This is a genomic window from Terriglobia bacterium, assembly GCA_020072845.1.
GTDB lineage: Bacteria > Acidobacteriota > Terriglobia > Terriglobales > Acidobacteriaceae > JAIQGF01.
This window is the reverse complement of record JAIQGF010000014.1, coordinates 156,140-171,985: the sequence shown is the minus strand read 5'-3', so window position 1 is coordinate 171,985 and position 15,846 is coordinate 156,140. Positions and strand designations below refer to the sequence as shown.

Annotated in this window: 12 protein-coding genes; all 12 read left to right on the top strand. The window is 60.4% G+C overall.

Going from position 1 to position 15,846, the window contains the following annotated elements:
- The first annotated feature begins 7 nt into the window (after positions 1-7).
- A complete protein-coding gene (locus LAN70_15355; GenBank protein MBZ5512530.1) occupies positions 8-1,387 on the top strand; it encodes an NAD(P)-binding domain-containing protein in 1,380 nt (459 codons plus the stop codon).
- 359 nt (positions 1,388-1,746) lie between these two features.
- A complete protein-coding gene (locus LAN70_15350) occupies positions 1,747-2,520 on the top strand; it encodes a hypothetical protein (GenBank protein MBZ5512529.1) in 774 nt (257 codons plus the stop codon).
- Positions 2,521-2,669: 149 nt separating this feature from the next.
- Entirely contained in the window at positions 2,670-3,764 is a 1,095-nt protein-coding gene (locus tag LAN70_15345) for an RHS repeat-associated core domain-containing protein (protein MBZ5512528.1), read from the top strand.
- A gap of 605 nt (positions 3,765-4,369) precedes the next feature.
- On the top strand, positions 4,370-4,720 hold the full coding sequence (locus tag LAN70_15340) for a hypothetical protein (protein ID MBZ5512527.1): 351 nt from the start codon (positions 4,370-4,372) through the stop codon (positions 4,718-4,720).
- Between the two features lie 119 nt (positions 4,721-4,839).
- Positions 4,840-5,589, top strand: coding sequence for a hypothetical protein (locus LAN70_15335; GenBank protein MBZ5512526.1), 750 nt, complete (start codon positions 4,840-4,842; stop codon positions 5,587-5,589).
- Positions 5,590-5,953: 364 nt separating this feature from the next.
- Positions 5,954-7,867, top strand: coding sequence for an FAD-dependent oxidoreductase (locus LAN70_15330; GenBank protein ID MBZ5512525.1), 1,914 nt, complete (start codon positions 5,954-5,956; stop codon positions 7,865-7,867).
- Positions 7,840-8,304, top strand: coding sequence for a ubiquinol-cytochrome c reductase iron-sulfur subunit (locus tag LAN70_15325; protein ID MBZ5512524.1), 465 nt, complete (start codon positions 7,840-7,842; stop codon positions 8,302-8,304). The genes LAN70_15330 and LAN70_15325 overlap by 28 nt, the downstream gene beginning before the upstream one ends.
- A gap of 10 nt (positions 8,305-8,314) precedes the next feature.
- Positions 8,315-9,853: a cytochrome b N-terminal domain-containing protein gene (locus LAN70_15320; protein ID MBZ5512523.1), complete on the top strand. Its 1,539-nt coding sequence runs from the start codon at positions 8,315-8,317 to the stop codon at positions 9,851-9,853.
- 10 nt (positions 9,854-9,863) lie between these two features.
- Positions 9,864-11,336: a c-type cytochrome gene (locus LAN70_15315; GenBank protein MBZ5512522.1), complete on the top strand. Its 1,473-nt coding sequence runs from the start codon at positions 9,864-9,866 to the stop codon at positions 11,334-11,336.
- Positions 11,333-14,098 carry a molybdopterin-dependent oxidoreductase gene (locus LAN70_15310; GenBank protein ID MBZ5512521.1) on the top strand — a complete coding sequence of 922 codons (2,766 nt, stop codon included), beginning with the start codon at positions 11,333-11,335 and terminating at the stop codon, positions 14,096-14,098. The genes LAN70_15315 and LAN70_15310 overlap by 4 nt, the downstream gene beginning before the upstream one ends.
- A 10-nt stretch (positions 14,099-14,108) precedes the next feature.
- Complete coding sequence (locus LAN70_15305) at positions 14,109-15,110, top strand: respiratory nitrate reductase subunit beta (GenBank protein ID MBZ5512520.1); 1,002 nt, start codon at positions 14,109-14,111, stop codon at positions 15,108-15,110.
- 9 nt (positions 15,111-15,119) lie between these two features.
- Complete coding sequence (locus LAN70_15300) at positions 15,120-15,842, top strand: hypothetical protein (GenBank protein ID MBZ5512519.1); 723 nt, start codon at positions 15,120-15,122, stop codon at positions 15,840-15,842.
- Positions 15,843-15,846: the final 4 nt, after the last annotated feature.

Below are 15,846 nucleotides of genomic sequence, written 5' to 3'. Positions count from 1 at the left end.
CTGGGGCTTGGATTCACTCGTATCGTATGCGATCGCCGGCGCGGTGCTGCTGTTCTTCGTGCGCGGCTACCTGAAGGGCCTGAAGAAAAAGGAAGCGCGGTGGCAAGCGGCCGCGGAAAAAGGGAAGTTGTTCTCTGGAGGTCCCAGAGCCCAGCATCCGCACATTGACGTCACCTATTGCATTGGCTGTCAGAGTTGTACCACGGTCTGTCCCGAAGGAGACGTGCTGGGGATGGTTGGGGGCAAGGCCGCCATCATCAACGGATACAAGTGCGTCGGCCACAGCTTGTGCGCGGAAGTCTGTCCCGTGGGCGCCATCACCATGGTCATGGCCACCCCGAGCATGGGCGCCGAGATGCCTTTCCTGACTCCCGAGTACGAAACCAACGTCCGGAATCTTTTTATCGTGGGAGAGCTGGGCGGGCTGGCGTTGATCAAGAATGCCGTCAACCAGGGTCGTGACTGCATCGACACCATAGCCGGTCGCCTCACGAGCGAGCATGCGCGCCGCGAAATTCCCGGCGTTTGCGACGTCCTCATCGTCGGAGCCGGTCCCGCCGGCATCAGCGCCTCGCTGCGAGCGATTGAGAACAAGCTGAACTACGTCACCATCGAGCAGGACCAGGTGGGAGGCACGGTGGCGAAATTTCCCCGCCAGAAACTGGTGATGACCACCCCGGTCGAATTTCCCATGTACGGGAAGTTCAAGAAGATGGAACTCTCCAAGGAAAGCCTGCTGGCGTTTTGGCAGAAGGTCATGCAGCGCGCCGATTTCCAGGTCCGCAGCGGTGAGAAGGTCGAAGACATTCAAAGAGGGCCTGACGGCTTGTTTTCGATCGTTACCTCGAAAGCCCAATACCGCTCGCGGGCCGTCGTGCTGGCACTCGGCAAAACCGGCACTCCCCGCAAACTCGGCGTCCCAGGCGAAGACCTGCCGAAAGTCATGTACCGGCTGATCGAGGCCGATCACTACGTCTACAAGAAGATCTTGATCGTCGGCGGTGGCGACAGCGCGGTCGAGGCGGCGATGGGACTGGCCAACCAGGTCGGCAACCTGGTCACGCTCTCCTACCGTCAGGACAGCTTTGCCCGCATCAAGGCCCGGAACCTCGAGCGCATCGAGAAGTGCATGCGCTCGGGCAAGGTCAAGGTGATCTTCAATTCCAAGCCGATCGAGTTCCGGCAGGACGCCGTCATACTCGACGTCAAGGGCGAGCGACACGAAATCACCAACGATTTCGTGTGGATCTTTGCCGGCGGCTCTCCGCCCAATGACTTCCTGAAGAAAATTGGGGTGCAGCTGGGAACGCGAGACCTGACTTTGGAGGCCCATCACGAGGCGCAAGAGGCAACGGCCGGCAAGAAAGAGCTCGCGAGCATTTCTTGACTCCTGCAGTACAACCGACAAACCGCAATCAGACTGCCTGGTTCGAGCAAACTGCTCGAATGAGCGCCGGAGCCACCGTTGTTTTCTATACCGGTCCTCTCGTGGTGTCGCTGCATCACGTCGAGCGCTGCACGAGGCGCTAACGGGACAAGTTGCGCCACGCGGTTCAGTCACCTCCGTCCGCTGCTGTCGTGAGATTCCAATTATCACCAATGCAGGCAGGCCAGGACCGCGGCAGACTCCGGTTCACTTTTTCAATTGACGAACATAGGTTGCGAGTTCGTTGATCTCGTCGGCGCACGCAGGTCGGGGATGTTGAATTTCTTCCCCATTGCCGTATTCCCGCTGGCATCGGCGCCGTGACACATGGCGCATTTCGCTTTGAAGGTGGCCGCAGCATCCCCGCCGAAAGCCGCGAACGAGAAGCCAAGCTCACCGGTGGACACGACATCGGCGTCCCCGTGTACGACGCAGGGACAATGACAATTACCGTCAATAGCCATGCCAACTCGGTGTCGTGGGGACAGGGCTCGACGGCGGCCGGAATCGCCTCGTCCCTGGCGTCGGCGATCAACGGTGACGGCGCGGCGGCGGTAACCGCAAATGCGAATTCGGCCACCGTGAACTTGACCGCCAAAACCACGGGCACAGCGAGCAATTATTCACTGTCGTCGTCGTACACGTTCAGCTCCGGCAATTTCGCGAACTCCTCGTTTACGCCCAGCAATTCGGGGGCGAGCCTGACGGGCGGTCAGAACGCGGTGTACAACACCGTCTACGACACCGGGACGATCACGGCCACCGTAAATGGGACTGCGAAGTCGGTGTCTTATGGACAATCTTCAACCCCCTCTTCGCTGGCCTCGGCGCTGGCCGTCGCTTTTAATGGCGATTCCGGATCGCCAGTAACGGCGACTGCGGCGGGTGGGACGTTGGCGTTGGCCACAAAGGCAGTTGGATCCACTGTCAATTACTCACTGTCTGCTTCGTCCAGTACCGGGAACTCGAATTTTACCGGCACATCGTTTCCGGCAACTCCGTCAGGGGCAGCGTTGACCGGGGGCAGCGACCCAGGAACTTACACGCCCTACAGCTATACGCTGACTTACGCTCCCATAACGGGTCGTGCCTGACGCCAACATTCAGCTTCACCCAGCAGAACAACCGTATTGACGGCTACAGCTACGATGCTGCAGGCAACCTGCTGTCGGACGGTACGCATACGTATGTTTACGACGCTGAAAACCGGATCATTTCGGGGGATAATGGCAGCTTCACATACGTGTACGATGCGCAGGGGCGTCGGGTGAAACGCACGGGGACGGAGAGCGTCGAGTATCTGTACGATCTCGGCGGCAGCGCCGTAACGACGCTGAGCGTCACGGATGGGTCCTGGATACGGGGCGAAATTTACGCTGGCGGGCACCACATCGGCTCGTATGCCGATGCGACGACGTACTTCACACACTCAGATTGGCTGGGAACGCAGCGCGCGCGTACGCAAATGGATGGAGGCCTGCACGAATGGTGCACGAATCTGCCCTTTGGCGACGCGCAAAGCTGCTCAGGAAGCGATCCGAGTCCACGCCACTTCACCGGCAAAGAACGGGATAGCGAGAGCGGACTGGATAACTTCGGTGCCAGGTATAATGCTTCCAGCCTCGGGCGCTTTATGACGCCCGATCCCATCTTCATCACTAAGAAGCGCATCAGGGATCCCCAGCAATGGAACCTCTACTCCTACGTTAGGAATAACCCCATCAATCTCACGGACCCGACAGGACTCGACTTCAATCAGAACTGCTCAGAGAACAACGGCACAACGTGCCAAGGCGGCTACGTGTACTACAAAGACGAGAATGGGGATTACCGGAAAACGGTTATCAAGAGCGATGAGAAAGGAAATCTTACGGATCAGAGTCGCAACAAATATACCGGAACCTTTGACGGCAAGAGTGTGACTTTCGCCGATGCGAAGGGAGCGAAGTCCACCGGATATTGGATTCAGGGAAGCGGTGCTACCAGCGGCGTAACGGCAGGCGGGAAGCTAGATAGTCGTTTCAGCTTCACATTCGAGAATCATGGCGGGCACCAAGAGCTAAACGCCATATGGAGTTTTAGAGGGACCGTTGCGCAGGCCGAGGCTGCTTGGCAACAGGCTGGGTATGAGCCACGAAAGGCAGGGATTAACGTCGGCTTTGACGAGTTCCGCACTCCAGCCGAGGATCGCAGTTCGCGACACGCCAACGTCGACCAGGTTCCGTTTGAACCGAAATCCGGTCAACCGACAACATTCGGCGATGTTCACACCGGCGAATACGATCCCGAAGAACATCCCATCTTGCATGGCGTTTGCGACTTGGCGGGGGCATGCTGATGATGGGTCGAACAGCGAACATCGTTGGAGTCCTGAGTTCGGTCGCACTAGTTGTCCTGCTGACCCTGGAGTTTTGGATTCCATTCCGTCATCTTTGGGACGTTCAGGTAGCTGGATTTCTTCTCAACTCTGCAGCGTCACTCTACGCCGCGAGACGTGGAAACCGATGGTGGTACGCGCTGGCGGCAGTAAATCTGCTAGCGATCGTAGGTTGGATCGTGGCGCTAGCCGGTTAGCGAGGCGCTCCGACCTAGTAAAGCTCAGCAAGCCAATGCATCAGCCAACAGCGAAAGCACCCCTGCTCAGCCAGACGGACCTCGATTTGAACCGAGCCCTAAGCACGGGTCCGAAGACCGGGGCGGAGCGAGCCAAGGGCCGAAGGACGGTCAAGCGGCACTAGACAACTCCGTGCAAGTGAAGGACACGTCTCTAAGGAGAGTCGGTGTTGACAGGCAGAACGGGCAACTTGTGGTGTTAGACCAGACACGGGACGGAGTGTTTCACGGCCATGTCCGGGGTTGGGAAAAGCTCACGCAGCAGCAGAGGAACTCTCTGATGAAAGCGGGATTAACCGATAAGAAGGGCTTAATTATTAAGGCACCCGAATGAACTACGAAGAACCAAAGCAGATATCCAAGGAAGCAGTACAGCGAGCCTTGGTCAGCTCCAGCCAGATAGCCTCGGATGCACTCATACGGGCGGCTTTAACAATTGATGATTGGGAATGGGTCGAATCGGTACTTGTGGGTGCGCTTTCGGATCAGAGATATGAGGTCCGGCGAGCGGCCTTGGTGGCGCTTGGGCATGTCGTACGCCTTCACCATCGATTGCACCTCGATAAGGTCGTTCCGCTGGTTCAGAGATGCGCTCTAGACTCGAATCTCGCAGGAACTGCCGAAGACACGCTGGAGGATATCGCCATGTTCACAAAGGGCGACGCTAATTTAGAGTCGTGACAAACCATCTTCGACAGATAGGAATAGAAGGGATAAGACACGTCACGCCTAATGAAGGAGAGACGCCTTGCTGATATGCCTCTAAGTCCGCTTTTCCAAGAAATAGTGTCGAGGTACATATGAGAACACAACTGGACCGATGCCTCAGGCTACTGCCTGCAATAGTGATTCTTGTGATGTCAGCAACCGCTGGCGCGCAACTCCAGCAAACCAAACCTCCCCGGTTACATTCCGCTGAAGGCCCACGAGCCGACTACGTCCGCTCCGGCGTGGACGCTGCAGCACGCACCGCCAAAGATGATCGTATGCGGCATTTCTTTTCTAATCCGCTGGCCGACCCAATCGCAACCGATCCCACGCCAAAGAGTTCAACCGTGTCGGTGACGGTCGACTCGGCTGCTCCCAAGGAAGGTTTGCCGATCAGCAGTGCAGACGTGGTTTTGATCGGCCGAGTGACCTCGTCCAGCGGCTTCGTGACACGCGACAAGACAGGAGTGTATTCCGAATTCACTGTCACTGTTACGGAGGTTCTGAAGCAGGATGGGACCGCACCCATCACAACCAGATCGGCCGTTGTGGTCACCCGACGCGGCGGCGATGTTTATTTCCCGTCGGGTCACGTCCGCCGCATCATTTTCGCCGGCGTGGGCTTTCCCAAGGATCAGACGGATTACGTGATGTTCCTGCGAAAATCGAGCCCGACGGGCGGCGACTACGTACTCTCCACTGCCTATGAACTCACAGCCGGTTCAATATTCGCGCTGGACGACGGCGAGCAGTTCGACCAGTACGAGGGCGCAACCGCCACAACGTTTCTGGCGAACCTCCGGAGCCAACTGAGCACGGTGCAGAACAGCGGGGGAAAATAGTAAGCGGGCGAGCACGGCGAAGGTAACGCGGTTCCAGATCGGTTATCTTGGAATGTAGTCGATTCTGTGGCGGTGAAAGCATCCAGAAGCACTCAGATTCAACAGCTTTCAACCAGCAGCCCGCAACAGATTCAACATCAATCAGTAACAGACAGCAGAATTCAACAGATTTCAATAGACGATGGAATCTGGTTCGGGACCAGGGGCCCTTGCAACCTGTTTCGAAGGCAGAGAACGGTCAGCCGGCGCACTTTCTGACCGCTAGAAGTGAAGATGTCCTCTTGGGGTGTGACTTCTGTCATAGACGAGGCGCGATCCAAAGCGCACTCTGTCGCTTTATTCATATTCTTCTTAGGCGGAACCGTTGGACCAGCAGCGATACCAGGTCCGATTCGCAGACCGGGAGTATTGGCGCGAACAGATCAAATGCCAGTACGCGTGTCCGGTCCACACCGATGCGCGCGGTTACGTGCGGGCCATTGCGGCGGGCGAGTATGAAGACGCCTACCTGATCGCTCGCGGTCCAAACCCTCTGGCCTCCATCTGCGGACGCATCTGCGGAGCACCCTGCGAGACTGCCTGCCGGCGCGGCAGCATTGACCAGCCCATCTCCATCCGCGCGCTCAAGCGCTTCGTGTGCGAAAAATTCGGGTGCGAATCCCGCGCCGATGCCGGCAAAGAGCTGTTCCCGTACCTGAAGAGCGAGAACGCCGATCGTCAGTGCGACGACCTCGACGAACTCCGTCATCTTCTCGATTTCCTCGCCAACGCCGCGTTTCCCCAACCCTCGGGAGAGCGTATCGCGATCATCGGCTGCGGGCCTGCCGGTCTGGCCGCCGGGCACGATCTCGCGCTGATGGGTTTCCGTCCGACCATCTTCGAAATGGATCCCGTACCTGCGGGCATGCTGGCTACGGGTGTCCCGGGCTACCGTCTCCCGCGCAAACTGATCGAGGCTGAAGTCGCGGTGATCCAGGCCATGGGCGTGGAGATTCGCTGCAATACCCAGGTGGGCAAGGACGTGAGCTTTACCGACCTGCGGCGCGACTTCGCGGCGGTTGTGATCGCCTGCGGCGCCAAACGCTCGCGGGCGTTGCCCATCCCCAACGTGGATGCCATCGGCGTGATGGGCGGCGTGGATTTTCTCCGCGACGTGGCCCTGGGCAAGAAGGTGGAACTCGGCCAGCGCGTCATCGTGGTGGGCGGTGGCAACGTCGCCTATGACGTGGCGCGCACCGTGTTGCGACAGGAAGAGTACGACGTCTCCCGCACGGCGGCTCGCATGGCCGGCGTACGCCAGGTGAATCTGGTCTGCCTGGAATCGCTGGAAGAAATGCCCGCCGACACGGTAGAGATCGTTGAGGGTCAGGAAGAGGGCGTCCTCCGGCACAACAGTTGGGGGCCGAAGGAAATCCTGGTGCGGGAGAGCAACGGGCAGAAGTTTGTGCGGGGCGTGCGCTTTGTCCGCTGCAGCCAGGTTTATGACCAGAACAAGCGCTTCGCTCCCAAGTTCGACGAGACCGTCACCACCGAGATCGAGGGCGACACCGTCCTGCTCTCGGTCGGGCAATCGGCGGACCTGAGCTTCCTCGATGCGGAGCGCGACGGCATCCAAATGCGCTCGCCGCAGCAGATCGTCAACGATCCCGCGACCTGTGCCACCTCCGCGCCGGGAATCTTCATCGCCGGTGACATCGCCTACGGACCGCGGCTGATGATTCATGCCATTGCCAGCGGCAAGCAGGCCGCTCGCTCCATCTACCGGCATCTGCGAGGCCGGGAGATCACGCCGGAGGAAGTGCAATTCCACGCTCCTCTGGAGCATTACCGGCGGGAAAAGCACTACGAACGACGCGCTCGCCTGGCCATTCCCACCCGTTCCGCGGAAGAGCGGCTGAAGGACCCTTTGGCGCTGGTGGAGATCGGCTACAACGAAGAGCAGGCGCGCGCCGAGGCCGGACGCTGTCTCGATTGCGGCATCAACACCATTTTCGACGGCGAGCGCTGCATCCTGTGCGGCGGATGTGTCGATGTCTGTCCGACGGTGTGCCTGAAGCTGGTGTCTTTCGATCGCATCGCGCCCACGCCGGAAGGGCAGGCGGCGGTGAGCGCACTGGAACTCGATGTGTCCGACCTTTCCGCCATCATCAAGGACGAAGAACGCTGTATCCGCTGCGGCCTGTGCGCCGAACGCTGTCCCACAACCGCAATCACCATGGAGCAATTCAGTTTCGCCAAGGAGTGGAAGCCATGTCCCGTCTCGACCCACCCCGCGTAAGCCGGCGAAGTTTTCTCAGCATCGCGTCGCTGGGCAGCTTCTTTGCCGCGGTTGGCACTGCGGCAGCGGGGCTGTTCCGGCTGCCAAACCCCGCGGTACTGCCAGGGCCGGTGCGGCGCTTCAAGCTGGGTGCGCCGGAGCAGTTTACGGCCGGCAGCGAAACCCTCTTCTCCGATGAAAACCTGGTGCTGTTCCGCGACGACGATGGCTTCTACGCCATCTCCACCACCTGCACCCATCTGGGATGCATCGTCTCGCGCGCCCAGCAGGGGTTTGCCTGTCCCTGCCACGGATCACGTTTCGACGATCGCGGAAAAGTGGTGGGCGGTCCGGCGCCGCGTCCGCTGCCGTGGCTGGAAATCAGCCGGGCTGCCGATGGCCAGCTCGTGATCAATGCCGACAACGAGGTACCCGCAGGCACGCGTTACCGCGTGTAGGAGGCGAACCATGGCGACCGCGGCCCAGGAATTCATTCGCAACCTGCAGGCATTGCCGCATACGGTGAAGGATGCCTGGTTCCGCCTGGGCAAAGAACCGGAATCCGAACGTGAAGAGTCGCAGGCTACTTTTCATAACCTGTTCCTGCACATTCACAGCGTGCGCGTCCACGTGCGCACTCTCAGTCCCACGCTCACCTTCGGCCTGGGTCTGATGGCGGCGGCCACGTTCCTGATCACGGTGGTCACGGGTCTTCTGCTGATGGTCTATTACAAGCCTTCCACCGACCTGGCCTACCAGTCGATCAAGGACATCCACTTCACGGTCTACACCGGACGGTTCATCCGCAACATTCATCGCTGGGCGGCACAGTTGATGGTCTTGACCGTGCTCTTGCACATGGCGCGGGTGTTCTTCACCGGCAGCTACAAGAAGCCGCGCGAATTCAACTGGCTGGTGGGATTGGGGCTGCTGGTCATGACTTTGGCCCTCAGCTTCACCGGATACCTGCTGCCCTGGGACCAGCTTGCCTACTGGGCCATCACCATCGGTTCCAATATCGCCAACTCGCCCCGTGAACTGACCGACGCGCTCGGCGTCACGCGCTGGCTTGACCCGGGCGGTCTCCAGAAACGGCTGCTCCTGGGCGCCAACTATGTCGGCCAGGACGCGCTGATCCGGTTCTATGTGCTGCACGTGTTCCTGCTGCCCCTGGCGCTGGTCACTCTGCTCAGCGTGCACTTCTGGCGGATTCGCAAAGACGGCGGCCTGGCGCGTCCCGAGGACCCGATGGGCGGCGAGGCGGAATGGGGCGGCGCCCGCCGAACCGTTTTCCAACCCATTCCCACCAAGACCTACGGCTTGATGGCCCTGGTAAAAGGCCAGCGGCCAACCGTAAACCGCGGGCCGGAGAACACAGTGATGAGCTGGCCGCATCTTTTCTGGGCGGAACTGGCTGTGTTCATGGTCTCGGTGGCGTCCACTCTCGTGCTCTCCTTTTACTGGGACGCGCCGCTGAAGGAACTGGCCAATCCTGCGATTCCGGAAAACCCGGCCAAGGCGCCCTGGTACTTTCTCGGAATCCAGGAACTGGTTTCGTATTCCGCGTTTACTGGCGGACTGATGATCCCGTTGATCGTCGTCCTCGGACTCGCCCTCATTCCATTCCTCGACCGCAGGCCCGACGGTGAAGGCACATGGTTCGGGACTCCGGGAGAGAAGTCCGTCTTCCGCTACTCGCTGCTATTCGCGGTGCTCGTAACGGTCGGCATGCTGGTCTTTACGGTGAACTACGGGTGGTTGCGCAACTGGTTCCCGGAAGTTCATCAGTTGTGGATCATCATCTTTAACCCCGGCTCGCTGCTGGTGCTTATCTTCGCGGCCTGGTCGCTGCTGGTCCTGAAGCGCAAAGACTCCGTGCGCCTGGCGGCAGTCGCGCTTTTCACTTGTTTCCTGGTCGGTTTCACCATTCTGACCTATTTCGCCACCGTCCACCGGGGGCCGAACTGGCATTTCTACTGGTGGCCCTCGCAGTGGCCGGCGCATTAGGGGGAATGCGATGAAGGACCCCTCACGCATTTATCGTTGGATTCTGCTCGGGGCCAGCGTTCTCACCATCGTCTATCTGGTGGGCGCCGCGGTCCACGAGAACTACCTGGCGCAGTGGAGCGCCGTGCAGCGCCAATACCGCGAAATCCTCCGGGAAAAAGCCACCGACGAGCGCGGGCGCGAACTGCTGGCCAAGTTCCACGTTGAGTTGAAACAGGTCAGCCTGCCGGCGCTGGGGACGGTGGACCGCTGCGTCACCTGCCACAACGGAATCGACGATCCCAGAATGACCGATGTCGCGTTGCCCCACCGGGTCCACCCCGCGGGCATCCTTGACAAGCATCCTGTCGATCGCTTCGGATGCACCATCTGCCATCACGGACAAGGACCGGCGACCACGTTCCGCGATGCCAAGGCGGACGACGCCTATTGGGACTATCCTCTGCTGCCGCCAGAGATGACGCAGTCCACCTGCGCCACCTGTCACGACGCGGAAAAGTTGCCGGCAGCACAAATCCCACTGCTGCTCACCGGCACGAAGCTTTATCAGGAAAAGAGCTGCGGCTCCTGCCACAAGCTGGGAGGGCGCGGGGGTGCGTTGGGGCCGGTGCTCGACAACGAAGGCGCCAAGACGCGCCACCAGCTCATCATGAGCAATCTCAGGCCGCCACACACAACCTGGAGGTGGCAGGAAGCTCACTTCCGCGATCCCGCGAGCTTGGTTGCCGGCAGCCAGATGCGTAACCCGACCGTGACCCGGCAGGAAGCGCTGGCGCTGACGGTTTACATGCTCTCGCAGTGGAAGCGCGATATACCCGAGAGTTATCTCGCTCCCGACAAGATCGAGCAGAAGTATCGTGCGCTGCATCCGGCGCCGCTCTCCGGCGAGCAGGTCTACGGGCAATACTGCGCGGCCTGCCATGGCAATGGGACTTACAGCCGCTGGGACAAAACGTTCAAGCGCTTCATCCCCGCCATTCGCGGCGTTTCCTTGATCGCGACCGCGAGCCGCGAGTACTTGACCAGCAACATCCAGCACGGCCGGCCAGGCACGCAGATGCCGGCGTGGGACAAGCAAGCCGGCGGCCTGGCGCCGGAGGAGATCACGGCGGTCACCGAGTACCTGCGAGCCGGGGTGCCGGCGGTCGAAAAGATGCCGCCTCTCACGCTGGCGGGCGATGCAACTCGGGGCTTGACGCTGTTCCTGCGCAACTGCGCGGGCTGTCACGGCATGGAAGGCCGCGGAGGAATTGCACCGGAGATCGGCAATCCGGTCTTTCAGAAGGCAGCGACCGACGAATTCATCGTGCGCACCATCCGCTACGGACGGCAGGGAACCGCCATGCCGGCCTTCGAGCGAACCGACGCACCGGCGTTCACTGACCAGGACGTGGCCGACGTTCTGGCGTACGTGCGGACTTTCGGCGCGCACAAGCGAGAGAAGGCGGTTGCGCAGAGCGTGATTCCGGGAGGTAAGCCATGACCAATAAGGACAAGTCGGACAACCAGCGGTCGCGGCGCACCTTCCTTCAGACCGCCGCCATGACGGCGGCGGCACTAGCGATCCCTGGCTGTTCCCGCAAAGAGAAGCCGGTTCTCACTACGCTCGTCGGCGACTTCGACCCTCTCCGCAGTTATCCCTACCGCGGCTGGGAGGACTTCTATCGCAAGATCTGGACCTGGGACAAAGTAGTTCGCTCGACGCACTCCGCCAATTGCACCGGTTCCTGCTCATGGAAAGTCTATGTCCGCAACGGCGTGATGGTACGCGAAGAACAGGCGGCGGATTATCCGCGCATCAGCCAGGACCTGCCCGATTACAACCCGCGCGGATGCCAGAAGGGCGGCTGCTTCGTCGAGTATGTGTACAGTCCGCAGAGGTTGCGCTATCCGCTGATCCGCACCGGGGAGCGCGGCGAAGGCAAGTGGCGTCGGGCCACCTGGGACGAAGCTCTCACGCTGGTCGCCGGGAAACTGCTCGACAACATCTACAACTATGGGCCGGACACCAACACGTTCTTTAGCGTGATCCCGGCCATGAGTCCGGTCAGCTTCTGCGCGGGATCGCGCCTGGCAAACTACATCGGGGGAGTATTCCTTTCCTTCTATGACTGGTACTGCGATCTGCCGCCGGGCGAGCCGCTTACTTGGGGCGTGCAAACCGAGGCTTGCGAGTGCGCCGACTGGTTCAACTCCAAGTACATCGTGCTGTGGGGCTCGAACATTTCGCAGACGCGCATTCCCGACGCCCACTTCGCCTACGAAGCTCGCTACAACGGCGCCAAGATCGTCTGCATCTCGCCCGATTACAACTCCAGCGCCACGCACGCCGACCTCTACTGGCAGATCAATCCGGGCACGGACGGCATTCTTGCTTTGGGGGTGGCGCGGCTTCTCATCGAGCAGAACCTGATCGATGTTCCCTACGTGAAAGAGCAGACCGACCTGCCGCTGCTTGTGTTATCCGGCACGAAGCGTTTTTTGCGCCAATCGGACCTCGAGGCTAAGGGCAAAGAGGATGTCTTTTACGTCTGGGACGCGCGACAACAGCGCGCCGTACCGGCACCCGGGTCCATGGGCTCGGAACAGAAGACGATCCAGCTCAACGGCGTCGATCCCGCTCTGACGGGGAACTTCAGCGTGCAGCTTGCGAATGGGAAGACCGTCGAGGTCACCACCGTTTTCGAGATGCTCAAGAAAGAGCTGGCCCAGTACACGCTGGACAAAGTAGCCGCGCGCACCGGACTGCCGGCACACGAAATCGAGTTGTTCGCCAAAGAATTAGGAACACGCAAACCCGCGATGATCATCCACGGCGCGGGGACGAACCACTGGTTCCACAATGACCTGATCAACCGCTCATTCATCCTGCTGGTGGTGCTCACCGGCAACGTGGGCAAGAACGGCGGCGGCTTCAACCATTACGTGGGCCAGGAACGCGTCTGGCCGGAGCATGGTTTCTTTCAGCTTGCCTTCCCCGAAGGACGCAAGAAGCAACGCTTCCAGAACACCACGCTGTGGAGCTACGTCCACTCCACCAGCAAGGATCCGCACCTCTACAACGGCAAGCCCATCGATTGGTACATCCAGGAATCGGTGAAGAATGGGTGGATGCCGCTGTGGCCCAAGGGCGGCCGCAAGCCGCGCGCCTTCATTGTGTGGCGCGCCAACTATCTCAATCAGGCCAAGGGCAACGAGATCCTGGAGTCATCGCTGTGGCGCGATCTCGACCTGATCGTGGACATCAACTACCGCATGGACACCACGGCGCTCTATTCCGATGTCGTGTTGCCCGCCGCCAGCTACTACGAGAAGGTGGACATCAACACCACCGATTGCCACAGCTACATCCATCCCTTCGGCAAAGCGCTCGAACCGTTGTTCGAGAGCAAGACGGACTGGGACATCTTCCACGCCCTGGCCGAGAAGATGGCGGAGCTGGCCACCAAGCAGGGTCTGAAGCCCTTCCACGACGATGCCTTCGACTGGAACCGCGACTTCACGCAGTTGGCGCACGACTGGACGGGTAAAGGAACCATCCTCACCGACGAGCAAGCGGCCAACTTCATCCTCGCCAACGCGGTTGAGACCAAAGGCATGAACTACCAGCATTTGCAGGAGAAGCCGCACCGCTTTGTCGCCACCGACCCGGAGTCATGGAACAGCGACATCGAGGACGGCATCGCCTACACGCCGTTCAAGCACCAACTGGAGAAGAAGCGGCCATGGCGCACCCTCACCGGGCGGCAGCAGTTCTACATCGATCATCCCTGGTGCCTGGAGTTGGGTGAGGCGCTGCCCACCTTCAAGGAACCGGTGCCGGAGAAGTATCCGCTCTACTGGAACACTCCGCACGGGCGCTGGTCCATCCATTCCACCTGGCGTGACCACCGGGCGATGCTGCGGTTGCAGCGCGGTGGCCCCATCGTCTACATGCATCCCGACGACGCCCGCAAACGCGGCCTGCGAGACAACGACTGGGTGCGCATCCATAACGACGTCGGCCAGTGCGTCTGCCGCCTGCAGATTCTGCCGGGAGAGAAACGGGGCCGCGTGACCATGTATCACGGCTGGGAGAAGTACCTCGGCTTCCAGCAGGGCGGCTGGCAGTCGCTCACTTACATCAAGATCAAACCCACGCAGCTCATCGGCAAGTATGGACACGTCAATTTCCGGCTGAACTACTGGGGGCCGACCGGCAACAATCGCGACATCAAAGTGGAAATCGAGAAGGCAAAGGTCTGAGGGGGCAGCCATGTCGAAACACCAATATGCAATGGTGATGGACCTGAACAAGTGCCTGGGCTGCCAGACCTGCACCATCGCCTGCAAGAAGCTTTGGACCGATCGCGACGGCACCGGCTACATGTACTGGAACAACGTGGAGACGCGGCCCGGGATGGGCTACCCGCGGCAGTGGGACCGGATCGGCGGCGGGTGGAAAAACGGCCAGCTCCAGCCCAGCCCGCTTCCGACCATGGACGACTACGGTCACGCCTGGGAATTCAACTACGAACAGCGGCTCTATGAGGGCAAGAAGAAGCCGGTCATGCCATCGCCCACTCCGACGTCCGGCGCGAACTGGGACGAAGATGTCGGCGGCATGAACGGCGAGGAGAATTACTTCTTCTATCTGCCGCGCATCTGCAATCACTGCACCTATCCGGCGTGCCTGGAAGCGTGCCCGCGCAAGGCCATCTACAAGCGTGATGAAGACGGCATCGTCGTCCTCGATCAGGAGCGCTGCCAGGGCTACCGCTACTGCATCAAGGCTTGCCCTTACAAAAAGATTTATTACAACGAGGTGACCGGCAAGTCGGAGAAGTGCATTTTCTGTTATCCGCGCCTGGAAAAGGGCCAGGTGAATGCCTGTGCCGCCCAATGTCCCGGACGGTTGCGCTTCGTCGGCCTGCTCGACGATCCCGAATCCCCGGTGCACAAACTTGTCCTGGTACATCGCGCGGCTTTGCCGCTATTTCCAGAGAAGGGAACACAGCCGAATGTTTTCTACGTTCCGCCGTTCAATCCGCCCAAGCGCGGGAGCTATGACAAAAGCATTCTCGAAGACCCGCGCTTGCCGCTCGATTACCTGATCTACCTCTTTGGCCCCGAGGTGCGCGACGTGATCACACGCCTGGAGGCCGAACTAAAGTCGGCCCAGCGCGGCGGGCGCAGCGAACTGCTGCAACTGCTCATTGGCCGCGATGCTGAAACGCGCTATCGCATCAAGCCCGAACTGGTGCAGATCAAGCTTTAGGAGACTGCCATGCGAACGAATCGAGTGACGTTGCTTCTCGTGGTCGTACTTGCAACCAGTACGATCGCCGGTGCGCAGGCCGGCAAGGCGCCGGCCGGTCAGACGCTGAACGCAACGTCACTGTCGGCAACGGCCGACGTGCTCCTCAACGACCCGGCATTGTGGGGGCAGGTTTCCGCCCACCGGATCAGCCTGAACCGCACGCCCCCGTTGTACGACACCGACGAGCCGGCATCTCTGGAAATCCCAGTACTGGAGGTGCGAGTCGCGCGCGCCGGCGGCAAAGTGCTGGTGCAGATGTCGTGGGCCGATCGAACCCACGACAGCGCCGCGCTGCCCGACGTCCCGAACACGCCCCCCGAGACGCGCTTTCGCAAGCTCCCCACCGAAGCCGATGACAGATTCTTCGACGCGGCCGCCGTCATGTTCCCGACAAAGCCGGGTGCTGTGACGCCTTCGCTGCAAATGGGTGACACGGATGATCCCGTGCAGATCTATTACTGGAACGCCGCGCGCGGTCCCATGCTGATGGAGGCGGCTGGACGCGGTACTACGCGCCGGACCGGAGCCTCATTCGCGGCCCACGCCGCAAACGAGAAGGGCCGCTGGACGGTGGCGATTGAGTTGCCCGATCTGCCGGCAGGCACGCCGTTGGCTTTTGCCATCTGGAATGGCAGCCAGAAGGATCGCGACGGGAGAAAATACTTTTCCGTATGGCAGGTATTGCAGTGAGGAG